This window comes from Paenibacillus larvae subsp. larvae, from assembly GCF_002003265.1.
Lineage (GTDB): Bacteria > Bacillota > Bacilli > Paenibacillales > NBRC-103111 > Paenibacillus_H > Paenibacillus_H larvae.
The window spans coordinates 1,232,971-1,258,349 of record NZ_CP019687.1; the positions used below are offsets into that span (position 1 = coordinate 1,232,971).

The following is a 25,379-nucleotide window of genomic DNA, read 5'->3' on the forward strand; positions in this document are numbered from 1 at the left end:
GAGGTCAAAATATGGCTGTCACCATTATTGATGTAGCCAAAAAAGCCGGGGTATCCCCTTCAACCGTTTCCAGGGTATTATCCGGGTATCCCCGCATTAGTCCGAAAACGGCTCAACGAGTGCGGGAAGTTATAGAGGAATTGGGATATCACCCTAACGTGATGGCCAAAAGTCTGGTTTCCAAAACAACCTCCACACTGGGACTTATCCTGCCCAGACCGGCAGAGGAATTATTTTTAAACCTGTTTTTTGCTGAGATTATCCGGAGAATTGTAACCCAAGCGGCGCGTGCCGGATATGATGTTCTTATGACAGCCGGTTCTAGAGAACATCCTGAATTAGATGCGGTTACAAGACTTGTTAACAGTCACCGTGTAGACGGCCTTATTTTGCTTCATTCCCGTAAACATGATCCGGTTATTTCTTTTTTGACGGAACGAGGCTTCCCTTTTGTTCTGATAGGCCGCAATGAAGATTATCCGGATATTTTGTCCGTAGATAATGATAATATCCAGGCTGCTTATGATGCCACCCGCCACTTGATTTCCCAGGGGCATCAGCGCATCGGTTTTGTCAGTGGTCCGCCTGATCTATTCGTTTCAAAAGACCGTTTGTCCGGATATCAGATGGCTATGAAAGAAGAAGGAATAAAAACACGGCCGGAGTGGATTGTAGAGGGGGAATTTCTGCAAGAAAGCGGTTATAGGGCCATGTCCTTTTTCATGAGTTTGCCGGAACGCCCTACTGCTCTTGTCGTCATAGATGACCTGGTTGCTATTGGAGTACTTCACGGTCTGGGTGAATTAGGTTATGAAGTTCCTAAAGACCTGGGCATCATCAGCTTTAATAACCTAACCATGTCTGAGCTTTCTCATCCCCCTATCAGTTCCGTGGATATCGGCATTTATCAGATCGGCCATACGGCTTCTCAGACACTAATCCGCTATATCCGGGGAGAACCGTTTAATCAGAACCGTTTTATCGTCCCTCACCGTTTGATTGTCAGGGAATCCTCTCTATCACCTGTTCAGTCTAAACAATAATAAAAGAAGAGGCCCACATGTTAAGTTGATATGCTCCCCTCATAGTAGACAGTAGAAAAAACAAAAACATCTACTCTACAATGATGGGAGTTTTTACAATGTCCAAAAGGAGTCCAACTTCTTTAGAGGTAAAGCTACGTGTCGTAAAGCGATGTCTTCAGAATGAGACAAACCCAAGTTATGAGGCGAAACAGCTGGGAATAGACAAAAACACGGTAACAGATTGGGTAAGGAAGTATAAAGCAGATGGTCTTGACGGATTAAAGGAATCCAGAGGATGTAAAGCTTACTCAGAGGATCTGCAGCTGGCTGCAATCAGAGATGTATTATCCGGTAGTCATTCTATACGAGAGGCGACAAAGAAGTATCATATTTCTAGTAAAAGTGTTTTGACGAGATGGATCTCCAAGTATACTAATGGGGTAGAAATAAAATCTACTCGTAAAGTATCTCGTATGAACAAAGGACGTAAAACCACTTTCGAAGAACGCATTGAAATTGCACAGTATACGATCGCAAACGATCTGGATTATCAGAAATCCATGGAGAAATATGATGTTTCTTATTCACAGGTGTACGCATGGGTTCGTAAATATAAATCTGGCGGTGAGGAAGCCCTCAAGGACAATCGCGGTCGTAACAAGCCTGCGGAAGAGTTGGATGATCATGAACGACTCAAGCTTCGGATCAAAGAATTAGAAGCACGGAACGAGTATTTAGAAATGGAGAACGCTCTGGCAAAAAAGTTGGCAGAGATCCGGCGACGACATACACGCTAACGTTAGTCCGACATGCAGACTGGTATCAAGCTATCCAAGAACTGCACGCTGAGAAAGGCTATGCCGTCACGAAGCTGTGCAAGCTAGCCGGAGTCGCTCGATCTGCCTATTATAAATGGCTAAAATGGAAACCATCTATCAGGGAACTTGAAATCCTTTCATTGGCCAAGGAAGTGAAACTTCGCTATGACAAGAGAAAGGGTGTACTTGGTTATCGTCAAATCCGCACACAATTGAACCGGAAACTCAAAAAGAGTTACAACAAAAAACGTTATTATCGAATCATGCGCGCTCTTGAATTAAAAGCGGTGATTCGCAGGAAACGACCGAATTACGTGAAATCCTCTGCAATACATGTGGCTGAAAATGTGATGAACCGCGAGTTTCACGCGGACTCTCCCAATTTAAAGTGGTGCACAGATGTCACAGAATTGAAGTATGGGAATGGTCGTAAAACCCTCAGTTCAATTTAACAGAACTGAGGGAAACAAACTAACTGTTTTTGTTTTTTTACACTGTCTACTTGACAGGGGGCACTTCAAGTTTCTCTGTGGGCTTGTATCCGCTTGGATGATATTCCCTCTATCAGGTAGATTTATTCTATTTCCGGCTCCGCTTCATACACACATCGGAACCGTTCGGTACCAGGATATAACTCTCCCAGACTGGAGATGGAAAAACCAATATTGCGGTAAAATTCAACTGCATCCTCGTCCGTTTCCGCTGTCAGGGTTACCGGCTTTTTAAGTGCAAGAATTTCAAGGATTTGGCCCCTTCCGTACCCCATCTGTCTGTATTCGGGATCTACAGCAAGATGATGAATCGCCAGATTTCCTGCATGATCCATTTGGAATCCAATAATTCCTATGTATACTTCCCCTTCTTTATATCCATACAATTCAAACTCGGCCTGATCCTTATACAGGGCTACCGCCTTTCCCATAGCTCCGGAAGAAGGGAATACCGAATAAGACAGAAGTTCCAGGATATCCGGCTGATTTAGCCGGTCAGATTGAATCCGTTCAAGCACATTGTATCGCCCTTTCATGCTTATTTACGTTTTTACATTGTACACGGATTTGCCCGGAAAACCAAATGCTTGTTTATTGATTCCAAATTCCCTCTTACAATGACGCCTACCGAAGAATTGCGGCCCGATATATGGTTATTCATTGGCACAAAAACTCGCCGATTCTCAATAAATGTTCAGAGAATCGGCGATTGTTCGTATCTTCAGGTTACTCTGCCGAGGCACTGCATTTTCCTTTATTTCCCAGTATAAAGGTTTCCATCACATGAGCTACACCATCTTCATTGTTGGTTTTTGTAATGAAATTAGCTGCATGCTTAATTTCATTAAAGGCATTTCCCATGGCCACACCTAATCCTGCATATTCAATCATGTGCAGATCATTTCCGGCATCACCCACGCAAATAATCTCTTCCCTCGAAATGCCAAGATGCTCGGCAAGCTTTTTGACTCCTTCACCCTTATGTGCCCGTTTATTTAAAAACTCCAGAAAAAAGGGAGAACTCTGAACAATCGTATAGGCCTCTTTCACGGATTGCGGTAATCGGGAGATGGCACGACTTAGTCTCTCTTCCTCATCAACAAACATAATTTTGATAATGTCCTCATCCGCCCCAATTTTCTTAAAGTCTGCTACCTGAAAATCTATTCCGTTCAGATCGGCTTCATGCCGGGTATATTTTGATGCCTTGGGTGTAATAAGACCGCTCCGGGAAAAAGCGTGAATATTCACTCCAAGTTCCAAGCTAAGCCCATACAACTGATGCAAATCCTGGCCGTTTAAAATTTGTTTGGCAATCACTTCGCCTGTCCCGGTGTTTTGAACAACCGATCCGTTATAGCAGATGGCATAATTCTGTTCAGAAATCAGGTCCAATTCCTCCAGAAATTTCTCAATTCCGACCAGCGGGCGGCCGGTCGCAAGCACAACCTGAACTCCTTGTTCCCTGGCCTCTTGGATCGCTTTTTTGGAAGCCTCTGAAATAGCATGATTGTCTCCCAGTAAAGTTCCGTCCATATCGACTGCAATTAATTTGTACATATTCTTCAGCTGTCCCCCTGTGAAGTTCTTGATGATCCCCTTAACTATTAACAAGTCAGGCTATTCCGTAAAGATGCCGGGCAGATCTTCACTTGGCCAGCTCTTGTTCAATTAATGCCTTCACAGTTTCATAATCGGCGTTTTCGGCGGGAAGGCCGTTCACATAAATGGTCGGGGTACCGGGAATAGCCAACCGTTTTCCGATCTCTTTGTCTTTTTTCATCTGCTGCAAATACGTCCCTGCATCCAGGTCTTTCTCAAACTGCTGCAGGTCTGCCCCTGGAATTCCTTCTTTCACCAAATTCAGAAGGAAATCTTTGGTTGCCCAATTTGACTTCTCATTTTTTTGTTTTTCCATCATTAGCTTATGATAGGTTTCAAAAAACTCATGGTTTTGCTGATAAAGAGTTTCTCCGGCAAGGGCAGCCAGATTGGAGTCCGGTCCCAGAAACGGGTAGTCAAGTACGTATACAGCGGCCTTTCCCGACTGAATATAGTCCTGATCTAACTTAGGAAGTACTGTCTCGGTCCATTTTTTGCATGATGGACATTTGTAATCCGTAAATTCCACGATTTTAACCGGTGCCTCCCTATTGCCTATTACAGGCTGATTCGCATAATCAAAATCCTCGGGAACCTTGTCCACTTTGGCGGTATCCAGATCGGGAAAGGTATCTCCTTTTTTCTCCGAAGCCTGCTGAATAAAGAAAATGGAGGTAATTAAAACTACAAATACAATGATGACGAGCAAAATCCCTGTCTGCTTCTTATTCATCCACGATCTCCTTTGTATTCTCATACTCTTTCTATCAAGGCGGTATTACTATAAATGAAAGAATAGAAAAAAATCAAGGAGGTTTTTCTCAAAAAAGAATCCCTCAAGTGGGATTCGGATTGCCGGTAATTATTTTTTTCTCCATCTAAGCCTACGGGGAGCAGCGAGTTCGATCAATTCAAACAACAGGGTATATAACAGAGCATAAAGTGCCGTACCGAACAAAGAAAAATGGATTCCTTGAACCGCTCCGGCCAGCAGAATAATATAAAGCCATGTAAATCCGTAACACAGTCCCGCATTGACAAGACCTCTCCAGAAAAGAGAGCGTTTAAACCAGATCTGTGTACCAAGTTCAAATAAAGACCCTGCCAGAATAAACAGCCGGAAAATAAATAGCATCCCAATTGAAAACACCATACCGGACATAGCCCCTCCCACACTTACATCATCAGGATAGAGCTTGGACAATACAACAATAACCAGCAGGTTCACACTGGCAGCTGCTAATAAAGTAGCCACAATGACAAACAAAAATAAAAGTGCAATGAATATTTTTGAAGATCTGGACGGTTTCTGCAAGGACCACCCTCCCCTGACGAATGGGAATTGCGATAGTACCATCTTATGCAGAAGTCCGGCAATTATGAAAAGAAAAAGTTGTCTCTAATCCATTTCTTCATCCTGAAGTTTTCCTGATTGTACACAGTGAATAAGGTTCCGGCACTCATCGGTCACTCTTTGGATCCCTGTTTCATGAAGGAACCAGTTGTCTTCGCGAGTCTTTCTATCATCAACCGGACAAAGAGAATATTCAATCCATTCCGGCATATAAGTTCTCATGTTTAGATAACACCTTCGCATATGAAAAGCAGTTGTGACTATAAGAATACGCTTCAGGCGGTGCAGTCCCATAGCACGGTCCAGTTCAAGCAAGGAGCTGAGAACATTCTCTCTGGTACTTGTAGACCGTATCTCCGTAATGATATCCGTCTCCGGTATCCCTTCATTTATAGCTCCCTGTTTCATGACGAGTGCTTCAACATCTTCCTGCCCTTCCCATTGATTGCCTCCGGAAAACAGTATTTTTCCGGCTCTGCCCTGTTTATAAAGTTCAATTGCCTTAGGGACACGGTATGCCAGACTCCGCTGGGAGCCAAATACAAAAATGCAATCTCCCTGCCGGCCGTCATCCTTTATTTGATGGAACAGAAGCCTTGTCATATCTTCACGAGACAGACATTCGGCATCCATTTGCGATAATAGCATTTGCACTCCCTCCCTTCTCACGCAATCTATGATTCTCTTTCCAGTTTACCTCATTTTTCTCTAAACTATAAGGAACAAGCGCCTGAATGACAAAGCGGATGTAGATAAAGTTACCAATTGAACCCGTAAGTTCAAAAAAGAAACGGCAATTCCTTCGCCGGATGCCGTTCCCTGCTTCTTTCAGAAGCTATATTCCTCATACTCTAGCATAAATTCTTTAACATAGACAGCCGTCCCTGAAATTTCTACATGAAGGTGCCCTTGTTCTTTTCTGACATAGACGTATACCCTTCCTTCACGGTTCATTTCCTGTCCCTGTTCAACAATCAAACGGACTTCCTCTTGGTGACTCTGTAGGAAAGTTTGATAATAAGCGCCCAAGACTCCTGCGGCCGTTCCCGTAACTGCATCTTCGACAATGCCCGATTGAGGAGAGGAAAAATGGCGGGCATGCAGATCCGCTTTGGGATCGTACGTATGTAAGCAAAACGGATGCAAAGATACAGACTGTTTCTGTATGAGCACTTGTGGAAATCTCACGTTATCAGGTTTGATCATGTTAAAAGTTTCAAGACTACGGATGGGCACCAGCAGTGTCCATATGCCTGTACTTCCGTAAACAACGGGATAAGCGGGGTCGATATGATCGGCTGTAAGCCCCATGAGCCCGGCTAAGGCATCGATAGAACCTTCATACGGGATAAATTTCGGTTCAGCCTGCTGCATATGGATAAAAAACCCCTGCTCGGTATCGGAAACCCTGATTTTCAGTATTCCCGCTTTCGTCTCAACGGATAATTCTTCCACTTCAGGAAGCAGCCCTTGATGTTTGAGGCAGAAGACTGTAGCAACCGTTGCATGACCGCACAAGTCCATCTCATGGCCCGGTGTAAAATAACGAAAACGAAACGAGGCCACATCAGATTTCAGCACAAACGAAGTTTCGTTAAAGCCCACCTGGCGGGCAATTTGCTGCATATCCTCTGCGCACAAACCGTCTGCATGCAAGACTACCCCTGCCGGGTTACCCTTGTTCGAAATAACACTAAAAGCATCATAATGATAAACACGTACTTTCTTCATCCAGTCACCCTCATCCTGTATGTAATTCAGCTTATTTCCTGATAGTATTCGCCTGCCCTTCTGCACGGCATAATAAAAGTAATGCTTTTTTATAATACCATATATTGGGATATGAATGCACATATTTCAACCTTGAATAGATTCGGTAAAATATACCTGTTCCCCATAAGAAAATCGAGCTCAACGGGAATGCCTACAATATCGCCGTCTATGGGGATGCCCGCCATTATGCGGCTTTATTCTGGGATGAGGTGGAGAAAGAGTTAGAAATTCATGAGACAAGAAACCTTGGCCGTTGCCTTTTTGGAGCACATGGGGGAAATTATTGCTGTTTAAATTCAATGATAAAAGCCGCTGTGTATGAACTGCACCCCAATTGTTGGATGCAACTAACAATTGGAGGTGCATTTCAGTATGTCAGCGGCTTTCACTTTATTTAGTTTGGCTAGTCCGGATTTCAATCTTGCGGATCCGGTTTTTGTCACGTTCCCGGATAGTAAAGGTTAGATGACCGTATGTCCAGCCGACATTTTCTTTAAGAAATTGATTCTGGCTGTACAGCCAGCCGCCAATGGTATCCACTTCTTCCGCATCAAATTCGACTCCGAACAAAGGCTGAATCCGGTCAAGCGATACCTTTCCGTCCACCAGATAAGTGGTTTCATTGATTTGTTCAATCTCCTGAGGCTCATCTTCGTCAAATTCATCACGGATTTCGCCTACGATTTCTTCCAAAATATCCTCAATGGTTATCAGTCCGGCCGTGCCGCCATATTCATCAAGCAGCAAGGCGATATGCACGCGTTCCTGCTGCATTTTCTTAAGCAGTGATTTAACCGGCATGACATCAGGCACCATGAGAATCGGATGAATCAAAGATTTAAAATCAAACGGCTTTTGAGGATCGTAGTTCAGAAAAAATTGTTTCGTATTGACCATCCCGATAATGTTGTCCTTACTGCCTTCTGCTACCGGAAAACGTGTATACTGTTCCTGCCGGATGGTATCCATGTTTTCCTTCAGGGAATGGTTCGTAAACAGGCAGACCATATCCGTCCGGGGTACCATGATTTCCTTGGCGAGCAGTTCATCGAATGTAAAAATTCTGTTTACATAACCGAATTCGGTTTTGTTGATTTTACCGCTCTCGTAACTTTCAGATAAAATAATGCGGATTTCTTCTTCCGAATGGGCTTCTTCATGTTCGCTCACTGGCTTTAAGCCAAACAATTTAATCAGCAGATTTGCGGAGCCGTTAAGGAGCCAAATGAACGGATAAAGAATTTTATAAAAATAAATAATAGGTTTGGCCGTTAATAAACTGATCTGCTCGGCTTTTTGAATGGCAATCGTCTTAGGGGCCAGCTCTCCCAATACCACATGAAGGTAAGTTACTAATATGAATGAAATCAGAAAAGAGAGAATACGGGTCCAGTTTCCGGACAAATGCAGGATGCCAAATAAAGGGTGAAGCAGTTTTTCAACAGTCGGTTCTCCCAGCCAGCCAAGACCCAAGGCCGTGATCGTAATCCCCAGTTGACAAGCGGATAAGTATTCGTCCAGGTTGCCCGTCACCTTCTGAACAGCTACTGCATTTTTTTTGCCTTCAAACACCATCTGGTCTACCCGACTTGAACGCAGTCTTACAATCGCAAATTCCGTCGCCACAAAAAAAGCCGTTAACAAAATTAAAATAGCGACCATAATCAAATTAACACCCATTCATCAACCATCCTTTAATTATTTAGCATTTTGCCTGATTTCATAGACTCCAGGGGCAGCAAAACGCTGATGTTAGAACTTTTGATTAGTTCTTAAGAACTTATTTTATGATTAATTCCTTTACCTGACAAATTTCTCTATGCTTCAAAAAATCCCCCATCGGCCGATCTGGGCATGTTTAGCAGTTAAACGAAACTCCGCACGTTTGTTTTGCGCTTTTGACAATCGCTCGTACTGTATTTAAGATGTAGGCATATGCAGAAGGCTTAAAGTGAGGTGATCAAGATGGAAACATTCACATTGACGCGTAAAGAAATATCCGGATTGCTCCGTTGTCTGCAGGGACACTCAGAAAAAACTCCCTTGCAGGTTCTTCAGCAGGCGTGGGCAAGCCGCCATCAACAGGATCTGGAGGCGGGGACTTCTTTTGCAGCGTTTGTTTCCACTGCCCTTCCTTCTATTTTTACCAAACTGATCAAAACACAACCCGTACATCATTTGTCCTTGCATGATATTGTAGCTCTGGGCAATCAAATTGAATATACGACGTTCTCTATTACTTCCGTCCAAAATTGGGTGAAAAGGGATTTCAAAGAGATGTTGGTGAAAAATAAAAAAGGCAGAAAATATTGTGTCAACCAAATCGCCCTGCTGTTTATGATCGAGGATTTCAAAACAAATTTGGATTTTGAATCGATACGCGGCTTGTTCCGGGCAGTTTTCGGAGATTTTCGGACGGATGAAGACGATTTGCTGGAGCCTGTTGACATTTACGCAATTTATGCAAATATGGCAGAAGAAATAGAAACGGATAAAACCCAGCATATGGAGCAAGTCATCCGGAATAAAGCTGACCGGTTCGTTCATTCTCTTGTTCATCTGAATGAGGAGCAAAAGGAGGCCGTACGCAACATGATTATGATCGGAGTAATATCTATACAAACTGCTTTCTATCAACATTTGGCTAAGCAGTACATAAATGCCACTTTGTTCCTGCAGCATTTGCATAAGGATAAAGGTTGAAAAAAGCATAAAAGATGAGGCGCCTTCAGCCTCATCTTTTGTAAAGTTTCGGCCATCTTTCGTACCGGAATGAACGTGTTGAGGAAAACCGTATAATCGAATATATCGAAAACATTAGGTAACTATTGTACTTTCCGCATATTCCACCGCTGTATTTTCTCCTATAAACGTCCCGACATGATTTCCTTCACAAATGGCTTTCATAGATCCGGTCTGGTCAAAGTCAAACACATGAATCGGGAGTTTGTATTCTCTTGCCAGAATAAAGGCCGATTGATCCATGACCTTCAGATTCCGGAACCGAAGGATAATCTGTGGTTACATAAGGCTGGCCGTTTCCACCTGCGAAAATAACAATATAGCCCTTTTCCAAATGATGAGTCGACCGCAGCCGGATATAGGGCTCGGCTACCGTATTGACGGGCATCGCCGACATGACTCTGACTTCCTTTTCCGTTTTGGATTTCAGCACACCGGCTTCCCGCATATGTATCCGGTCTCTTCACGAATACAACTTGATTCATCCTTGATTCTCCTCCTGTTGGATATCCAGTTTCCCAGTTTTGAAAGTTCGGAACTTATATGCCCCTTTACCCGGTTCGCTTTTGTGATATTGCTGAAAAAGGCAAACTTTTAAGCTGATCATGAGTCATGAACAAGTCTCCTTCTCCAAAAAGCGAGCGATGCCTGCATCACCGGACCGATAAGAAATACCGATATAAACGTACCTGCCGCAACCGGCACGCCCGCAATCCAGCCGATCGTGAGGGCCGTTAATTCTAATAGGGTCCGCACTAAACGGATGGAAAGCCCAAACTTTTGCGCCAGAACCAGCGTCATACCATCCCGCGGGCCTGCCCCTATATTGGATGCTACATACATACCTGATCCAAAACCCATGCAAAGAATACCGGCAACAAGCAAGAGTCCTCTTTCCCACAGCAATTGTACGGTTGGAATCAGATGCAGGCCCAGAATCCAGTTTAGGAAAAAGCCGACCAGAACAATATTGACAATACTTCCAAGTTGGGGCCAAGTCCGGTCCAGCCAGGACGATCCCCCTAACATAAGCAGCCCGACAATTTGTACCCACGTTCCAATCGATAGCGGAGTCCAGTTCGTCATGCCGATATGAAGCACATCCCAGGAAGACACACCTAAATTGGCCTGAATCATAGCGGCTGACCCAAAGGCCAGTACAAAGATTCCCACAACATACAAAGCATACCTCTGAAAGGTTATTTTCCAAACCGTTCTACTCCCCTGATCTCGTCTATTCTCCACTCTCAATTTCCAGCGCCTCTTTCTATAATTCTTTATTTTGATTGTCAAATCAAACATTTTGACCGTTTCTCTTACCTTTTCAAGTTTCTTTAGGGACTTTTGCAAATTGCCGGTCTAAATTCCGGTTCATTTGATCCAGTACTTTATTAAACACTTCTAAGTCTTTGTCATCAATTCCCTTAAGAGCAATCGACTCAGTCATTTCCGAAGCCTGGGTCCAGACTCCCAGCATTTCCATGGCATGCGGCGTTAAGCTGACATGATAGGCCCTGCGGTCTTTTGCTCTCCGTCGCTCCACATAGCCGATCTTTTCCAGCCTTGCAAGTGTCCGGGTCATTGTTGGAGCTTCAACAGATAAATATTCGCATAGTTCCGTTTGTGAACAAGGTCCCCTGTCGTGTAAACATAAAATAACTCCCCATTGGGAGCTGAACAGTCCAAGAGGATCAAGGAGTTCGTTTAAATATTTAGAGAACTTTCTTGCGGTCCGGTTTACTGTATGGCCGTAAATCATGGATTGGAATCCCTTCTCTCTTCCGCATATTAGTTACTTAGCTAAGTATATAAAAGACCGGTTATCCTGTCAATACAAACAAAAAAGGAACAGCCATCTCCGGCGGATAGCGTTCCCAATGAGTATAATTATCTATTATATAAACAATGTCCCCACAAAGGTTCATCAAGAATGTTCTTCTTCGTCCTTAAGCTGAAAAATAATGTCCTCCTTGTCCGTATCAAGGGTGAGACTTTTTCCCTCTAAGTACCACTGCGGATATTAGCTGCCGCTTTCTACTCCCCTGATGTCATCTATTCTCCACTCCTAAATCCAAGTATAGGAAAAAATAAATCTATGTTTCTACGCTTGACAATATCCCATTTTTTACTATATTATGAAACAGATAATTTTTTTTAAAAAATTTGTATGAGAGGTGTTTGTCATGGGAGAAGTGTTAGATTTAGTTTCAACAATGAATATTAGTTGGCAAAGTGCAAGCAAAGTAATTGACGCTGTCAATGCTGGTGCATCCATTTGGGGAATTGTCTCTATTATTGTAGCAGGTGGTGGAATCCTCGGTATGGGATATGCGGCTTTGGCCCTTCTTGTAAAGAAAAAAGTAAAAGATTTAGGGGAAACAGCAGCAATAGCTTGGTAATTGTTTGATTTATGAATCGGTTTCGGATAAGGCGTGTCTCTTGACACGTCATTATCCGATATTACTAAGAATCTCGTGACTATTAGTCATAAGAGGTTCAATATGAGACAAAGCAGCTTTAAGGATGAAATTAACTGGAGGGTTTATCATTTCTAACCTTGTACGCATTGTTTACTATCAGCATATGCTTCATTACCGGTGGTTACTGGATCACTTTATAGCACTGACTGATTCCCGACTTGTTTATGCTAAGCTTTTGTTGTTTTTGTTTCCTTTTACACTAGGGGCCTTTTCCTTCTATATATCCAAAGGTATTTTTTCCTACACCCTGTCTCTGGAATGGGTCCCTGCCCGGAGTACTTTGGAAGCGTTGTTTATGATCGTTTTCTTTCTTTTATTTTGGGTGTTGTTGTTTCGTGACTATAAACATAATTATGCAAGAGCCTTTTACTCACATGATAGTACCCTATACTTGGCACAAGGAATTCATTTTATTCTAATACTTACTGCCAAGTTAATAGATGTCTTCTTTCTAAGTGTATGGTTATTCATTTATCCCATCCTGATCGGAATTTCATTGGCCTGGAATTCCGTTTATTCAATCAAGATTCCTCTACAGTGGTTCACGATTGATTTCGGGTTACTACTTGTTCTGATCTTATTGCTGAGGAACCTCAGTATGATTATCATGTTTCTCGTGAAATCAACCAAAAAACAAAGGGGGCAGACCTATTGGTTTCAGCATCTACACGTACTAGCTTTAGGTAAATATATTTTCATTGGTATAGGCAGCTACATAGTCACAATTCTTTTTATCCAAACCCATACACCTGCTTGGTCTTGGCAGTCTCTGCAAAGTGAGCACTTGAACCTGTTCCATAAGTTGTCCTTTCCTACTCAGTGGCTAATTACAGGGAAGGAATTTTATTTCCTGCTCTTGCTTTTTAGTTTACTGATCACTTTTGTTACACTTGTAATCGGGTTTAACCGGATCCTGTATGTAAAATCCCAGCTTACGACAAGATATGTGAATCGTGATTATTCGAGTGGTTTAAGGCTTCTTGAAACCCCCAATATGCCCAATTGGCTGCTATTAATAATGAAAGATCTGATCATCGTTTGGCGGGATAAGCGAACACTTATGACTCCAGTTGGACAGTTCTTGTCTATGTTTATGGCGTTTTTGGGAACTTTGGGGGCACTTCGAAATTCAGAATTATTTCATTCCCAGACTGTATCCTTATCCGCCATTATTGCGATGGAATTTATTTTTTCTACATTTGCCGGAAACATCATTTCCCGGATAACAAGTATAGATGCTGAAGGCCGTATGATCTCTACTCTATTGCTTTATTTACGTTCCCCGGCTGTTTTCATGAAATCAAAATTGATTCTGCATAGTCTATTTGTAGGGGGAGTTATAACCTCTGTAACAATCTTACTGTCCTTGATGTTTCGTATAGAAGTAACTTTGTTTCTTTATTCACTTTGCAGCAGTTTATTGATTACCATGACCCATTCTTTAAGTTTTATTGTTAGCAGCGCCATTTTTCCTAAATTTAATTGGGATCATGAAACGAGAATAGGTACATCCTCTAAAGCTGTTCTATTGGAGTCCCTGTTTTTGCGTGTGTATGAATTTGGATGTATGATTTCAATTGCGGTAGCCGCTGTTTACCTGTATACAAATGCACTAAGCCCAAATCAATATTATATCTGCATCTTATGTATCATTATTTTGTTTAGTTCTGTATGGATATCCATACTTTTATTGTTGTATCGAATACCTTGGTGGAAAGGATGGAAGTTTTGAATCCAATTGAAGTTTACGGAATATCTTATCAATATGCGGGTACAAAAGATCTGGCTGTGAAAGATATAACTTTTCACGTAAAATCAAATGAAATTGTGGGTCTCTTGGGTCACAACGGATCGGGAAAAACGACCATCATGAATTGCATCGCAGGCTTATTTCAGCCTGTACAAGGGAAAGTTTTATTATCGGGAACCCAAATTTCGGATCTGTGTAAGCCGAAGCCAGTCGGTTATGTTCCTGCGGATCCGATCCTGTACAACATGTTGACCGTACAAGAATACATTGTGTTTATTGGTAAATTACACCACTTATCTACGGCACAGATCCATACTATTTCCGAACCTTTACTTGACATGCTGAAACTAAAAGACAACCGCCATAAGCTTATTAAGCACTTATCTCATGGAATGAAACAAAAAGTATCCATGATAACCGGACTGCTTCATCAACCGCCCGCTCTTGTTTTAGACGAACCCATGACTGGGTTTGATGCCCAATCAACCAAGGAAATGAAAGATTTCTTGGTTCATTTGGTTCGAACCAATCATGGAGCAGGGATATTATTATCCTCTCATCGGCTCGATATCGTGGAGAGCATCTGTGATCGAATTGTGGTTATTCGTCAAGGGCAGTTGATCTTCACTGGCTCTGTTCAAGAATTAAAACATAGTGCCCAACATGGGAATTCCCTGGAAGAGGCATTTTTGAGTATTACTTCTGAGAATGGGGGGAACTAAATGAGAGGCAAACAGGTAGTAAACCAAATCTCATTGATTTTTATTTTCGCTTTTATCGGTATTTATGGTGATATCCAGTGGTATCAGAAAGGGAATGATGCCTCCCTTTTTATTATGGGAATGGCACTGTTTGGAACGTCTTACGCCATCGTATTAATTGTTGATCCTATTGTAGGTTGGTTAAAAAAGAAATTATCCGCCAAGTAGAAATAAAGTACATTCGAATCTTGCTCCTTATTTCATGTATGATTTATTTTTTATCAACATGTATTGGTTTTTTTGCAGGACCCTACTTACAGTTAAATCCGATTGCTCTCTCCCTTTCCACAAATCCCTATACTTATATCATCCATAATTTCAAAAGCATGGTTTTTTTATAAGCGGATTGTTTACGATGGAGATTTCGACGATGTATGTTCTTTTTATGAATGGGTTTGTGCTTGGGGCCTCTCTTTATGGAATTGGCACGTCCTCTACCTTTTTCAGTGCTTTCATTAGAATTATACCGCATGGAATATTCGAGATTCCTGCCATGATCCTAGGTGGAGTCATCGGTCTTTATTCCATACAAGTGTTCGTTAGATTTCTAAAAGGTGGAAAATTACTGGAAATCAAGGACTTTAAATTAGTACTAAAGCTGCTGTCGCTGGTTGTTATCTTGTTGATTTGCGCTGGTATTGTGGAAGCTTATATTACACCTTATTTTATTAAGCAATAGAGGAGCTTATATTTACATGGAAAATCGTACGATTGCATTTAAAGACCACGGCTATATCCTTTTTAACCCCCGTCTGGTGATGGAGAAAATAAAATGCTGTCAGAACAGTTTAAAACCATTATTTTTTGTTACCTTGCTTTCTGTTCTATTCACTACCGTGCCAATCGTATTTTTTGATGCGGATCAATTGCAAATGATGCTGGGAGTGGATTTATCCGATCCAAATTTGTATACGGCTCTTAAAACTCTCATGATTATTTTATTAATTGTCATATCCTTTTTGGGTCCAACCGTTTGGACAGTGATAAACGCCGGGATTTATACGGTTGCTTTAAGAGTAATGAAGATTCGTGTATCGTTTCGACAAATGTTCTTAGTAGGCTTATTTTGTTATATCCCGATGTTACTCAATACGATGACAACCGCAATAGGGGGATGGATTACAAATGGACAAATAAAAGGTTCTCCGGCAAATTTGGAACATTTGTTCTATTTTGTTTCAGATCCCTTAACAATTAAATTTTTATCATCTTTTAATTTATTTGGGATTTGGAGCGCAGTTCTTTGGGGAATCGGCATTTATTTTTTATCTCCAAAAGAAACAAGAAGAAGGGGTGTATTCACCCTAGGTTTTATTTGGTTTTGTACCACCATCTCTATCCCGGCTCTTCAACTTTTGTTAGTTTAGTCCAAACTGGTCTGTAAGTAAAGATCCCCTATAAGTAGACAGCTCACCATGTCTGCTTATAAGGGACAGTTTTAGGCATCTGGACCGCTGGAGGTTGTGGTTGCGGATATGGAAGAGCGTTTTTTTAATCCTCGGTCATAAATACCGGCAATAAGGATTGAAACGAACAAAAGTGCGATGAGCAGGATAAATAAAACATAGATGTTATAAAGATCCACCAGAATTCCGCCCAGAAGCGGTCCCAGCATTTTACCGATGGTTCCTGCGCTGTTCACCACTCCCTGGTACATTCCCAGTCTATTCTCCGGGGCCAGTTTATTTGCAATGGTTGGAATGGCAGGCCACACAAGCATTTCGCCTAAGGAAATAATAATCATGGCCACGAGGAATATTTTGAATTCCCTGGCAACCAGCAAGATTCCAAAGGAAGCAATAAAAACCAGGATACCTAAAATAATTTGTTTTTTAAGTGATGAAATTATTTTGGGTATGAGTGCGGTCATGACCGGCTGGCCGAATACAATCAGAATCCCGTTGATTGTCCAAAGCAGGCTGTATTTTTTCAGGTCGATGGACAGGCTTTGCATATGCACCGAAATCGTTGCCTGCCACTGTGTGTAGGCTAGCCAGCACAAAATATAAGCCCCGCAGATAATCAACAGAGCTTTAAAGGACGAGGTGAGCTTTGTTTTTATCAAACCTCTTTTTTCTTTGCCGACTGGACCTGTGGACGTTGGAAAACGTTTGAATGTAAACACCACCAGCAAAGTAAATAAGGCATAGACAGCGGCATTTCCCCAGAATATATAGTCGAATGAATATGAAGCGATATATCCCCCGAGTGCAGAGCCAAGCGCTACACCGGCATTTTGGGCAACATAGATCGCGGCGAACGTCTTGCTTCCTCCACTGGGCCAAATCAACCCGGCTGAAGCATATATGGAAGGAACAACCATTCCGGAACCCAATCCCATTACAATCAAACAGACTACATAAAACCACCAGTCGTGATTAAAAGCCAATACCGTGGCGGCCGCAAGAGTCAGGACAACGCCCTGGACGACTGTCCGGTAACTGCCGATCCTGTCAAATAAATACCCTCCAAGCAGGCTTCCGACGACAGAAGCAAATGAATTCAAAGTCAGGACAAATCCGGCAACGGCCAATGCCTTCCCCAAATGATAGTGGATATAAATAGTATTGAGCGGCCAAATAAAAGATGCGCCCGTAACATTTATAAACATTCCCATTACTAACAGCCATAACTTTTTAGGCATAAAACCACCTCCTGTGTGATTTTATCCTCTCATCTCTTTCCATTCGGAACGCACTCCCTCCATTATATATAGCCCCCGTATGAAAAAGAAAGACCTTTTTTCAGTTTCATTTTACTAAAAAGAAAAAGTCACGCCCACGATCAGCGCGACTTCATATTTCATGTTTCATTTTTTTCGAATTGTGCCATCCGCTCTATCAGCTGTCCGGAAGTAATATGCGGATTACCGGCATTTATGCGGTAAATTTCTTTTTGATCTGCATGATTGATGCCTTCCTCTGTCAGAAAGAACAGTTTGATCCCAAGTTCTTGTCCAACGGTTAGCACCTGTTCATTTATATATCCGTAAGGTAACGCCAGGAGGCTGATTTGCTCTCCCAGTTCCTCTTTCAATCGTTTTTCCATAAATGACAAGTCTGTCTTGACCCGCCGAATATATTCGTTCGCGTCTTCACTACGCTGCTTATTCGGCATATATTTGGCAATCGTAAGCGCAGGCTTCGGGTCTCCTTCCTTGGAGGTGTTATGCTTGTGATGAAGATTATACGTATGGCTGTAAAAGCTCATTCCGTCCTTCTTCATCTCCTTCATCTGTTCCCAGCTCAAATGCGGATAAGCTTCCGGGTTATACATATCAGAGGAATAACCTACAACGAAATTGCTTGCAGTCATCCCCATTTCTTTTAAAAGGGGATAAACCAGGGTATAAAAGGACTCGTAACCATCATCAAAGGTAAGAACAACAGACTTTTCCGGGACTCCTCTGCCTCCTTCCATCATCTCCACAAAATCAGACATTGGAATAACATTATAACCTGCATGCCGTAATGCAATCAAATGGTCGCGGAGCTGTCCGACTGTGATGGTGGCGTCATTTAAAAGCGCTGTTTCCTCATCCTTGACGACATGGTGATACATGAGTACAAGAGCCCGTTTTTCCTTCTTTGTAGTATCTTGGGATACGGTCATCCCGCAAGCTGCTGTTACTAACAAAACTGCGAATACTGCTGTTATAGCCGTAAGGCGGATGGCCCCACTCCATGCTTTAGTTTTCAAGAAATAACCACCCTTACTTGAACTTGATGTTATAAACATATTTCGCCATCAGGTGATTTTTTCCTCTAAAAAACCGCATATAAAGGTATAATTCTAGTAAACTTCATAAAATAATGCAAGTCGCCGATTCATGCCACAGGTACTAATGCCTTCTCCCCCCTCGCTGCAATGGCCAGCTTCGCTCCTTTGGCTGCAAAAGCCAGTGTTAAGGCACGGCCTAAACCGCGCGATGCTCCTGATATCATCACTACCTGATTTTTTTATCCATCCTGATCATTTCCTCCTTCTTCTTATTTGATTTGATCTTATAAAAAATAGAAGTTGCGGAAATCATGCATAAGACGGAACAGGTATACAACTTTTGTATTACATTCTTATTCATGTACAAACCCCCGGGCAAGGTGCTCAGGGGGTCCTTAATTTAGTCATTCCGTGTGAATGAGCTTCACATCAACAGGAATATCTTCAACCTTCAAATTACGGATGGCTTCCTCTCTTTCCTGCGGCTTCATTTGTTTCCATGAATGATTATCGGATCTGTACCATAGATGGGCCAAAGAATAAACATCGGTTTATTTTTCCATCCCTTTCCGGTACGTCTCATAAATTTCCTGTCTGATTTTCTCTTGGGCCTTTTGCTTGATTGCCTTTTCGGAGATAGCGGTCAGCTCTTCTTGCAATTCCCCCTTTACTATCACATGGATTCGGAATGACGGGCGGCCGTCCGCCATCTGCAAATAGCAATGGTCTGTATTCCGTTTTTGGCTATCAGGAAAACAAGAAAAAGCAGCGAAATATTTCCCATACTTTAAAGACGTGTACTGTTTCCGATTTTTGCGGATTTATCCGCTTCAAAATGCTCTTTAAATTCGATCAACCGAATCTCGCAGCCCTGCCCGATCACAATGCGGTTACCTCTGACTATATCCGCCTTGGTATTTTCCAGATAAATTGTATCTCCCTCGATTACTTCCGCTTTCAGCTTGGATGCAAACAGGTTTCTCGTCAGTTTGTCAACAACCTTCATGCCCGTTTTACGCTGAATCGTGATACTCTCGCCCCCAATTTCCCTGGCTGAGCAATGGGCATGAAGACTGATATCAATTGTACCCGCATTCAGCAGCCCGCCGATAGTCTATTTCATTAATTCCCCTTTCAGGGTTTCCACACATTCATGTAAAGAAAGTTTTACTCTTACTTTCGCTCCTTGTTCTACTATTATTTGGTCAGCCTCCAGAGTTAGAAGAAAAACGGAAATCCCCATTTTGCGGATCAAAAGCAATTCCCCTTTTTGGATGCCTTCCGGGGACTGTGATAAGAACAGATCAAGTAACGTCTCCCCTTCAGCTAAGGTGATTTCTCCTGTTTTCAGCAACCGGTTCAGGATGTACATTTGAAATACTTGAAAGAAAGAGTACTCCCCTGGCGTCCCGGTACGGGTTGCGTAACGTTCCAGCACCTCTAATGAAACAATATTACGGTTTAAAAATTGCTCTTTATTCAGATTTAAATCTGAGGGCCGGGGAGAAAACATATCCGCCAACTCATCAAGAGACAAATTATCTTTCATTTCTTTGATTTTCTCAATGCGCGGCAATATTTTATCCTTCGGGAAAAAAGTTTCCTGTCCGGTAAAAGTGGATTTCCGGATAAACCAGTCTTCCGGAATCAAAGCTTTCCGTTTCCATCTGTACAATTGGCCATAGGAGATATCTGCCAGGTCCAGCAGTTCTTTTTTTGAAATAAGGTCTGAGTCCATGGATTTCTCCTCCTTCAAAAATAATGTAACATAACATTGTTACGTTGTAAATAAATGCTTAGCCAAGCCGTCGGAAAATAACGCCAAAACGTTCCTTAAATAAAAAAACTCCTTCTTACATTCAGAAAGAGTTTGCTAATTAGAAAATCCTAAATCTTATAAATGCCTTTTACCATCCGAATAGCCGTTACTTGTTCAGTCGGTTTCACCTTCGGGTATAAGAGGACAATCCGGAAGTTGTCCAATATCAAAGGATTGCCGGAGATCCTGTATCTTTGCATCAAGAAAAAGCCGTTCACACATGGTTTCATCCCCTTTTGGAACCATAGTGTTTTACGGCCTGGAAAAAAATATACAGGAACTGCCCTTCATTCAAGGGCTTGAAACTCACATCCAGCGCAGACCAATCTTAAGTATACAGCATGACAGTTCTTTTTCTTCAGGTCTAATCACGATATGAAGCCCATCCGGTGTATAGCTGGAATCAGCTCTTGAGCTAATTCCTGTTGTCTGAATCAACCTGTTCACTTCACTGCTTTTTCCCGTTTGGGCTGCTTCCATCAATTTTTTAGAAAAGGCCGGAGACTCGGAGATTTTATTCATAACCTGATTCGCGTCTCTGAGCAGAATTTTAATTGTTTTGGCAGATTGCATGATCATCTCCGTATTTATTGGCGGATATTGGGGCGATTGTCGCTGATTTATATGTAAATACCGACACCTGCAAACATTTTGCGGAGCTGAATAAGGGAGCGGATAATGATAAATAAACGGGTATATCAAACGAGTCATGTAACTCAACTTGCGGACCTTCTATCGGGCGGATACCATTTGATATACCATATGCTGCCTCTGGGCAGCTTGTGATTATGCAGCGCAGCATTTTAGGTGGATAAAAAAAGACTCCCTGTCCCGCTGCATGGCGGTTGGAGGTCTGAACGACCTAATTTCTGGAATTAGACCACCTTTTCGAGAAAGCCCTGTTACCAACTCTATTTCTCTTTCCTGCTTACTATTTCACATTCTTCCAAAGGTACAATTTTGGTTTTCTTCGTGAATTTATAGCCGAGCCAGACAATCAGGAATAATGGAATGCCGATATAGGCTGCAAGTAAAGCTGTCCAGTCTACAGTACCATTTTCAAAAGCAGTGTAGCTTTGCCCAATAATCACGATCATACAAAGGATAAAGGCAAAAAAAGGTCCGAACGGAAACAGTTTGGCCCGGTAAGGCAGTTCCCCGACGTTGTACCCTTGAGCAACATAGGCTTTTCTAAAGCGGTAATGACTTATGGCGATCCCCAGCCAAGCAATAAATCCAGACATGCCCGAAGCATTCAGCAGCCATACATAAACCTGCCCATCTCCGAATCCGGAGGAAAGAAAAGCGAGCATGCCGACCATAGCGGTCAACAGCAGGGCATAAACCGGAACCCCTTTCTTGTTAAGCTTTCCAAGAAATTTAGGGGCTTTGCCTTCTTTGGCTAGTACCCATAAAATCCGTGTAGAAGCATACATTCCGGAGTTACCGGCGGATAAAACTGAAGTCAGGATGACCGCGTTCATTACTGCAGCAGCGAAGGCAAATCCGGCTTTTTGAAAAACCAGCGTAAACGGACTCATTGAAATAGCATTCACATCAGCATGGACCAAATTTGGACTCGTATAAGGAATCAATATCCCGATGATAAAAATGGCCAGAATGTAAAATAGAAGAATCCGCCAAAAGATTTGTTTGATGGCACGGGGAATGTTTTTCTCAGGATGTTCACTCTCACCTGCGGCAACTCCGATCAGTTCTGTACCCTGAAATGAAAAACCGGCAGCCATAAACACGCCAAGCATAGCGAAAAATCCGCCATGAAATGGAGCATCTCCGATCGTCAGGTTAGAAAACCCCACATACTCACCACCTAAAATGCCAAATATCATTAGAATTCCGATGATGATAAAAATAATGACTGTAACCACTTTAATAATGGCAAACCAATACTCTGACTCGCCATAAACACGGACAGACAAACGGTTAAGTCCGTACATCAAAGCAAGAAATAAAGCACTCCATAGAAAGGAAGAGCTATCCGGGAACCAGTACTTCATAATCAGGGTCGCTGCTGATAATTCCGCAGCGATTGTGATTGCCCAGTTGTACCAATAATTCCAGCCCAAGGCAAACCCAAGGGACGGATCGACAAATTTGGTTGCATAGGTGCTGAAAGATCTCGGGACTGGCATATAAGCCGCAAGTTCCCCTAAGCTTGTCATTAAAAAATAAACCATAATACCGATTGCGGCATAAGCCAACAAGGCTCCGCCGGGGCCAGCCTGGCTGATAGCGCCTCCACTGGCCAAAAACAGTCCCGTACCGATGGAACCGCCGAGCGAGATCATCGTTAAATGCCGGGCTGTTAACCCGCGAATTAATTCATTAGACATAATGGACATACTCCTTACATTGATCGAAAATCATATTTACATCTGCATAAAAAAATACCGCCTGCAAGATATCCCGGCGGTAATTTTAACAACCCCGCATCATACCTTCCATGAAGATAGCTCCCCACGTTTGCCGGGTGACAAACGTGACAGTTCTGTTCCTATTCGGATACAGCCCCAGTCCCTTCGGCCAGAGTAACCGGAAGAAACTTCGGCGATTTTCCCTTTCTGTTATAGTCATTGACCTACCCTGCGTCTCCTATAACCTACTTATGAAAATCGCGACCTCTACCTCATCCGCTGATTATGATGAGGATTGAATTACTATTCGTTTATGATAAACCAGTATATATAAAAAACTGCTAATGTTCAATGAAAGATTTTAGGAGATGACTCCGATAATAATTTGTTTCCAGAATGTAACCAAAGATAACTCTTCTTAGGGCATACTTATCTTAAGGTCAACAGCTAAACTAATACTTCTCACATCTCACTGATAACTAGCCTTTGTAAACCGTTTTAAGCTGATCTCTGGTTGAATTTGGATAAATGACGAATCCAAAGCAATAATGAAACCTCCTTTTCGATGTGAAAGTACAACAAATTTCCTTCCTTGTGTTAGCTGGACCGCACTTGGATAAGACATGAAGGTGGCCTGGACCTTTGTGTCTTTTTTGTATTGTTAACTCTTGTTAAATTGGTTATAATGACATATATACATAATGCCATCATGTCGATGAAGAGCATCCAACTCGGAGACGTTTATGACAAGGACGGACAGAGGCTTCGTCCCCTAAATAAACCGGTACCATCCGTTAACGTGGAACCAAGCGGATTAGCCTTCGGGCTAATCAATTTGGGTGGCACCGCGAGCAAAAGCGCCCTCGTCCCAAAAAGATGAGGGCGCTTTTTGTCTAGAAAAAGGAAGGAGCTGACCATGTTAGACATTCGATTTATTCGTGAGAAGGCACAGTTGCTGCAAGAAATAGCGGATAATAAAAACATTTCCCTAAGTATTTACGACCTGCTGAAACTGGATGAGGAAAGAAGTCGGTTGCTGGTCCATGTGGAAAGCATCCGCAAACAGCGGAACGAATTAGCCAAACAGATTCCCATGCTGCTGGTACAGAAAAAAAATGAAGAGGCGGAGCAGTGCAAAGCTGAATCCAAACAGCTTCAAACCAGATTAGCAGATTCCGAACAGGAACTTAGACGGGTCCAATCCGCATTTGACGAAATGATGCTGCTCGTTCCGAACATCGTCTCCCCGGATACTCCTGTCGGGAAATCGGACGCGGATAATGTCCCTGTCCGATATTGGGAGAAACCTGTCAAATTCCCTTTTGAGATTCAGGATCATGTCGTTCTTGGAAAAAATCTAGATTTGTTTGATTTACCAAGAGGGGTCAAGATGGCAGGCAGCCGCAATTATGTATTAAAAGGAGATGGGGTTTTACTCCACCGTGCCGTACAGCAGCTTGCCATTGATTTATTGCTTCGCAAAAACTTTACCCTGATGGATGTACCTGTCCTGGTACGGGAAGAATCCCTTCAAAATACGGGTTATTTCCCACTCGGCCGGGAACAGACTTTCTCCATCCGCAATGAGGATAAGTTTCTTGCGGGCACTTCGGAGGTATCACTGGTTTCCTGCTTCAGCGGTGATATTGTGGATGTAACCGAACCGATCCGTTTGGCTGCCGCAACTTACTGTTTCCGTAAAGAAGTCGGGGCAGCAGGTAAAGACGTACGCGGACTTTACCGTGTTCATCAGTTTGCCAAAGTCGAACAAGTAGTTTTCTGCCGAAATGATCGGGACGAATCCGAATCGGTTCTACAGGAAATTACGGCAAATGCCGAGGAATTACTGCAGATGCTGGAACTCCCCTACCGTGTGGTCGCTGTCTGTACAGGAGATATGTCGCAAAAAACATATAAACAGTATGATATTGAGACTTGGATGCCTAGTCGCGGAGATTACGGTGAGACCCACTCGTCTTCAAATCTTCATGATTTCCAATCACGCCGTTCCAATATCCGCTACCGGGATGAAAGAGGTAATTTAGAGTATTGCCATACATTGAACAATACCGCGGTAGCTTCGCCGAGAATATTAATCCCTCTTCTCGAAAATCACCAGAGAGAAGATGGATCGGTCTATCTTCCGCCTGCTCTCCGCCCATACATGGGCGGCCGAAAAGAACTGAGAGCACCGAAATTTGACTAGATCAAAAGCATCAGACGACCCATAAACAGATTGGGGAAATGACGGGTTATGCTGATAAAATAGAAATCGGGCGAAGGGAAGATTATCGATCCCTTCGCCCGATTTTAAACTAAAAGCAGTATCTGTAAAAACACTAATAGTTCTCTCATGACTAAAAGTCACGAGAATTCACCATATGTCGGTGTCTAGAGACACGCCTTATCCGAAACCGATTCATCTCACAATTGAAATCACTAGTGTTCTCGGCTCATTTATAAAAACCAGAAACATCGAGACTATTCTGTAAAATGTTTTGCTTGAATTAAGTTTTACATGCATTTCTCCTCCTCTTTCCTGCATTTTTTTGCATAAATCCCAGTATGCTTCATTTTCGAAAATCGTATATACCATTTTTAGAATAAAAAAATGTTGCGCTTAATTTTTGGAACAACTTTAGGTACAATGAGCAGTAGAGGCTTGAATT

At 42.5% G+C, this 25,379-nt stretch carries 27 protein-coding genes, 1 pseudogene and 1 riboswitch; of the genes and pseudogenes, 11 read left to right on the forward strand and 17 right to left on the reverse strand.

Translation table 11 applies throughout. The features are described 5' to 3' along the window. The first annotated feature begins 11 nt into the window (after positions 1–11). From BXP28_RS06240 to BXP28_RS23205, 3 genes are all read left to right on the forward strand, one after another. Complete coding sequence (locus BXP28_RS06240; protein ID WP_023483505.1) at positions 12–1,043, forward strand: LacI family DNA-binding transcriptional regulator; 1,032 nt, start codon at positions 12–14, stop codon at positions 1,041–1,043. A 98-nt stretch (positions 1,044–1,141) separates the two neighbouring features. Next, on the forward strand, positions 1,142–1,822 hold the full coding sequence (locus tag BXP28_RS06245) for a helix-turn-helix domain-containing protein (protein WP_036654089.1): 681 nt from the start codon (positions 1,142–1,144) through the stop codon (positions 1,820–1,822). A gap of 161 nt (positions 1,823–1,983) precedes the next feature. After that, complete coding sequence (locus BXP28_RS23205; protein ID WP_024093962.1) at positions 1,984–2,295, forward strand: IS3 family transposase; 312 nt, start codon at positions 1,984–1,986, stop codon at positions 2,293–2,295. A 122-nt stretch (positions 2,296–2,417) separates the two neighbouring features. Here BXP28_RS23205 and BXP28_RS06255 read toward each other — a convergent pair whose 3' ends face one another. The 7 genes from BXP28_RS06255 to BXP28_RS06285 all read right to left on the reverse strand — a co-directional run bounded on the left by BXP28_RS06255 (position 2,418) and on the right by BXP28_RS06285 (position 8,743). Further along, on the reverse strand, positions 2,418–2,852 hold the full coding sequence (locus BXP28_RS06255; RefSeq protein ID WP_036654335.1) for a GNAT family N-acetyltransferase: 435 nt from the start codon (positions 2,850–2,852) through the stop codon (positions 2,418–2,420). 208 nt (positions 2,853–3,060) lie between these two features. Next, complete coding sequence (yidA, locus tag BXP28_RS06260; protein WP_036654337.1) at positions 3,061–3,894, reverse strand: sugar-phosphatase; 834 nt, start codon at positions 3,892–3,894, stop codon at positions 3,061–3,063. Between the two features lie 88 nt (positions 3,895–3,982). Beyond that, positions 3,983–4,669: a thioredoxin domain-containing protein gene (locus BXP28_RS06265; RefSeq protein ID WP_023485127.1), complete on the reverse strand. Its 687-nt coding sequence runs from the start codon at positions 4,667–4,669 to the stop codon at positions 3,983–3,985. A 129-nt stretch (positions 4,670–4,798) separates the two neighbouring features. Continuing rightward, positions 4,799–5,251 (reverse strand): hypothetical protein, encoded by a 453-nt coding sequence (locus BXP28_RS06270; protein ID WP_036654340.1) that lies wholly within the window; start codon positions 5,249–5,251, stop codon positions 4,799–4,801. 84 nt (positions 5,252–5,335) lie between these two features. Beyond that, positions 5,336–5,938: a YdcF family protein gene (locus BXP28_RS06275; protein ID WP_036654343.1), complete on the reverse strand. Its 603-nt coding sequence runs from the start codon at positions 5,936–5,938 to the stop codon at positions 5,336–5,338. A gap of 180 nt (positions 5,939–6,118) precedes the next feature. Beyond that, the gene (locus BXP28_RS06280) at positions 6,119–7,021 is read right to left on the reverse strand and encodes a PhzF family phenazine biosynthesis protein (RefSeq protein WP_077584968.1); all 903 of its coding nucleotides are present in this window, start codon (positions 7,019–7,021) and stop codon (positions 6,119–6,121) included. Between the two features lie 432 nt (positions 7,022–7,453). Beyond that, positions 7,454–8,743 carry a hemolysin family protein gene (locus BXP28_RS06285; RefSeq protein WP_023485123.1) on the reverse strand — a complete coding sequence of 430 codons (1,290 nt, stop codon included), beginning with the start codon at positions 8,741–8,743 and terminating at the stop codon, positions 7,454–7,456. 285 nt (positions 8,744–9,028) lie between these two features. On the opposite strand from BXP28_RS06285, the gene BXP28_RS06290 reads away from it, so the two are divergent. Continuing rightward, the gene (locus tag BXP28_RS06290; RefSeq protein ID WP_023485122.1) at positions 9,029–9,766 is read left to right on the forward strand and encodes a DUF1836 domain-containing protein; all 738 of its coding nucleotides are present in this window, start codon (positions 9,029–9,031) and stop codon (positions 9,764–9,766) included. A gap of 114 nt (positions 9,767–9,880) precedes the next feature. Here BXP28_RS06290 and pyrH read toward each other — a convergent pair. The 3 genes and pseudogenes from pyrH to BXP28_RS06305 all read right to left on the reverse strand — a co-directional run. Beyond that, positions 9,881–10,241 (reverse strand): annotated as a pseudogene (gene pyrH, locus BXP28_RS06295) (UMP kinase); the annotation flags it as partial. A gap of 167 nt (positions 10,242–10,408) precedes the next feature. After that, complete coding sequence (locus BXP28_RS06300; RefSeq protein ID WP_237703253.1) at positions 10,409–11,050, reverse strand: YczE/YyaS/YitT family protein; 642 nt, start codon at positions 11,048–11,050, stop codon at positions 10,409–10,411. Between the two features lie 79 nt (positions 11,051–11,129). Next, positions 11,130–11,564 (reverse strand): MarR family winged helix-turn-helix transcriptional regulator, encoded by a 435-nt coding sequence (locus tag BXP28_RS06305; RefSeq protein ID WP_023485119.1) that lies wholly within the window; start codon positions 11,562–11,564, stop codon positions 11,130–11,132. A gap of 424 nt (positions 11,565–11,988) precedes the next feature. Here BXP28_RS06305 and BXP28_RS06310 point away from each other — a divergent pair, with 424 nt between their 5' ends. The 6 genes from BXP28_RS06310 to BXP28_RS06335 all read left to right on the forward strand — a co-directional run bounded on the left by BXP28_RS06310 (position 11,989) and on the right by BXP28_RS06335 (position 16,163). Beyond that, entirely contained in the window at positions 11,989–12,204 is a 216-nt protein-coding gene (locus BXP28_RS06310) for an uberolysin/carnocyclin family circular bacteriocin (protein WP_036654347.1), read from the forward strand. Positions 12,205–12,328: 124 nt separating this feature from the next. Next, entirely contained in the window at positions 12,329–14,017 is a 1,689-nt protein-coding gene (locus BXP28_RS06315; RefSeq protein WP_023485118.1) for a hypothetical protein, read from the forward strand. Then, complete coding sequence (locus tag BXP28_RS06320) at positions 14,014–14,757, forward strand: ABC transporter ATP-binding protein (RefSeq protein WP_024093950.1); 744 nt, start codon at positions 14,014–14,016, stop codon at positions 14,755–14,757. The genes BXP28_RS06315 and BXP28_RS06320 overlap by 4 nt, the downstream gene beginning before the upstream one ends. Next, positions 14,758–14,964 (forward strand): hypothetical protein, encoded by a 207-nt coding sequence (locus BXP28_RS06325; RefSeq protein WP_036654348.1) that lies wholly within the window; start codon positions 14,758–14,760, stop codon positions 14,962–14,964. 187 nt (positions 14,965–15,151) lie between these two features. Continuing rightward, the gene (locus tag BXP28_RS06330) at positions 15,152–15,475 is read left to right on the forward strand and encodes a stage II sporulation protein M (protein WP_023485116.1); all 324 of its coding nucleotides are present in this window, start codon (positions 15,152–15,154) and stop codon (positions 15,473–15,475) included. Between the two features lie 16 nt (positions 15,476–15,491). Beyond that, a complete protein-coding gene (locus BXP28_RS06335; protein WP_023485115.1) occupies positions 15,492–16,163 on the forward strand; it encodes a YIP1 family protein in 672 nt (223 codons plus the stop codon). A 71-nt stretch (positions 16,164–16,234) separates the two neighbouring features. Here BXP28_RS06335 and BXP28_RS06340 read toward each other — a convergent pair whose 3' ends face one another. The 7 genes from BXP28_RS06340 to BXP28_RS06365 all read right to left on the reverse strand — a co-directional run bounded on the left by BXP28_RS06340 (position 16,235) and on the right by BXP28_RS06365 (position 22,689). Next, positions 16,235–17,440, reverse strand: coding sequence for an MDR family MFS transporter (locus BXP28_RS06340; protein ID WP_023485114.1), 1,206 nt, complete (start codon positions 17,438–17,440; stop codon positions 16,235–16,237). A 158-nt stretch (positions 17,441–17,598) separates the two neighbouring features. Then, positions 17,599–18,495 (reverse strand): polysaccharide deacetylase family protein, encoded by an 897-nt coding sequence (locus BXP28_RS06345; RefSeq protein ID WP_023485113.1) that lies wholly within the window; start codon positions 18,493–18,495, stop codon positions 17,599–17,601. Between the two features lie 128 nt (positions 18,496–18,623). Further along, positions 18,624–18,740 carry a hypothetical protein gene (locus tag BXP28_RS22525; protein ID WP_024093945.1) on the reverse strand — a complete coding sequence of 39 codons (117 nt, stop codon included), beginning with the start codon at positions 18,738–18,740 and terminating at the stop codon, positions 18,624–18,626. Between the two features lie 563 nt (positions 18,741–19,303). Beyond that, positions 19,304–19,522: a hypothetical protein gene (locus tag BXP28_RS06350; protein WP_023485112.1), complete on the reverse strand. Its 219-nt coding sequence runs from the start codon at positions 19,520–19,522 to the stop codon at positions 19,304–19,306. A gap of 108 nt (positions 19,523–19,630) precedes the next feature. Continuing rightward, a complete protein-coding gene (locus BXP28_RS06355) occupies positions 19,631–20,254 on the reverse strand; it encodes a YhbD family protein (RefSeq protein ID WP_036654351.1) in 624 nt (207 codons plus the stop codon). Positions 20,255–20,641: 387 nt separating this feature from the next. Beyond that, on the reverse strand, positions 20,642–20,908 hold the full coding sequence (locus BXP28_RS06360) for a YuzC family spore coat inner layer protein (RefSeq protein ID WP_077584971.1): 267 nt from the start codon (positions 20,906–20,908) through the stop codon (positions 20,642–20,644). Between the two features lie 338 nt (positions 20,909–21,246). Beyond that, positions 21,247–22,689, reverse strand: coding sequence for an amino acid permease (locus tag BXP28_RS06365; protein WP_412070813.1), 1,443 nt, complete (start codon positions 22,687–22,689; stop codon positions 21,247–21,249). A 109-nt stretch (positions 22,690–22,798) separates the two neighbouring features. Next, positions 22,799–22,988, reverse strand: a riboswitch (Lysine riboswitch). A 638-nt stretch (positions 22,989–23,626) separates the two neighbouring features. On the opposite strand from BXP28_RS06365, the gene serS reads away from it, so the two are divergent. Then, a complete protein-coding gene (serS, locus tag BXP28_RS06375) occupies positions 23,627–24,916 on the forward strand; it encodes a serine--tRNA ligase (RefSeq protein ID WP_024093941.1) in 1,290 nt (429 codons plus the stop codon). Positions 24,917–25,379: the final 463 nt, after the last annotated feature.

Bases quoted from the DNA above. Each gene is read 5' to 3' on its own strand.
- BXP28_RS06240 (WP_023483505.1), top strand. From the start codon at position 12: ATGGCTGTCACCATTATTGATGTAGCCAAAAAAGCCGGGGTATCCCCT.
- BXP28_RS06245 (WP_036654089.1), top strand. From the start codon at position 1,142: ATGTCCAAAAGGAGTCCAACTTCTTTAGAGGTAAAGCTACGTGTCGTA.
- yidA (WP_036654337.1), bottom strand. From the start codon at position 3,894: ATGTACAAATTAATTGCAGTCGATATGGACGGAACTTTACTGGGAGAC.
- BXP28_RS06265 (WP_023485127.1), bottom strand. From the start codon at position 4,669: ATGAATAAGAAGCAGACAGGGATTTTGCTCGTCATCATTGTATTTGTA.
- BXP28_RS06275 (WP_036654343.1), bottom strand. From the start codon at position 5,938: ATGCTATTATCGCAAATGGATGCCGAATGTCTGTCTCGTGAAGATATG.
- BXP28_RS06280 (WP_077584968.1), bottom strand. From the start codon at position 7,021: ATGAAGAAAGTACGTGTTTATCATTATGATGCTTTTAGTGTTATTTCG.
- BXP28_RS06285 (WP_023485123.1), bottom strand. From the start codon at position 8,743: ATGGGTGTTAATTTGATTATGGTCGCTATTTTAATTTTGTTAACGGCT.
- BXP28_RS06290 (WP_023485122.1), top strand. From the start codon at position 9,029: ATGGAAACATTCACATTGACGCGTAAAGAAATATCCGGATTGCTCCGT.
- BXP28_RS06305 (WP_023485119.1), bottom strand. From the start codon at position 11,564: ATGATTTACGGCCATACAGTAAACCGGACCGCAAGAAAGTTCTCTAAA.
- BXP28_RS06310 (WP_036654347.1), top strand. From the start codon at position 11,989: ATGGGAGAAGTGTTAGATTTAGTTTCAACAATGAATATTAGTTGGCAA.
- BXP28_RS06315 (WP_023485118.1), top strand. From the start codon at position 12,329: ATGAAATTAACTGGAGGGTTTATCATTTCTAACCTTGTACGCATTGTT.
- BXP28_RS06325 (WP_036654348.1), top strand. From the start codon at position 14,758: ATGAGAGGCAAACAGGTAGTAAACCAAATCTCATTGATTTTTATTTTC.
- BXP28_RS06330 (WP_023485116.1), top strand. From the start codon at position 15,152: ATGGAGATTTCGACGATGTATGTTCTTTTTATGAATGGGTTTGTGCTT.
- BXP28_RS06335 (WP_023485115.1), top strand. From the start codon at position 15,492: ATGGAAAATCGTACGATTGCATTTAAAGACCACGGCTATATCCTTTTT.
- BXP28_RS06340 (WP_023485114.1), bottom strand. From the start codon at position 17,440: ATGCCTAAAAAGTTATGGCTGTTAGTAATGGGAATGTTTATAAATGTT.
- BXP28_RS22525 (WP_024093945.1), bottom strand. From the start codon at position 18,740: ATGATATCAGGAGCATCGCGCGGTTTAGGCCGTGCCTTAACACTGGCT.
- BXP28_RS06350 (WP_023485112.1), bottom strand. From the start codon at position 19,522: ATGAAGGTTGTTGACAAACTGACGAGAAACCTGTTTGCATCCAAGCTG.
- BXP28_RS06355 (WP_036654351.1), bottom strand. From the start codon at position 20,254: ATGGACTCAGACCTTATTTCAAAAAAAGAACTGCTGGACCTGGCAGAT.
- BXP28_RS06360 (WP_077584971.1), bottom strand. From the start codon at position 20,908: ATGCAATCTGCCAAAACAATTAAAATTCTGCTCAGAGACGCGAATCAG.
- BXP28_RS06365 (WP_412070813.1), bottom strand. From the start codon at position 22,689: ATGTCTAATGAATTAATTCGCGGGTTAACAGCCCGGCATTTAACGATG.
- serS (WP_024093941.1), top strand. From the start codon at position 23,627: ATGTTAGACATTCGATTTATTCGTGAGAAGGCACAGTTGCTGCAAGAA.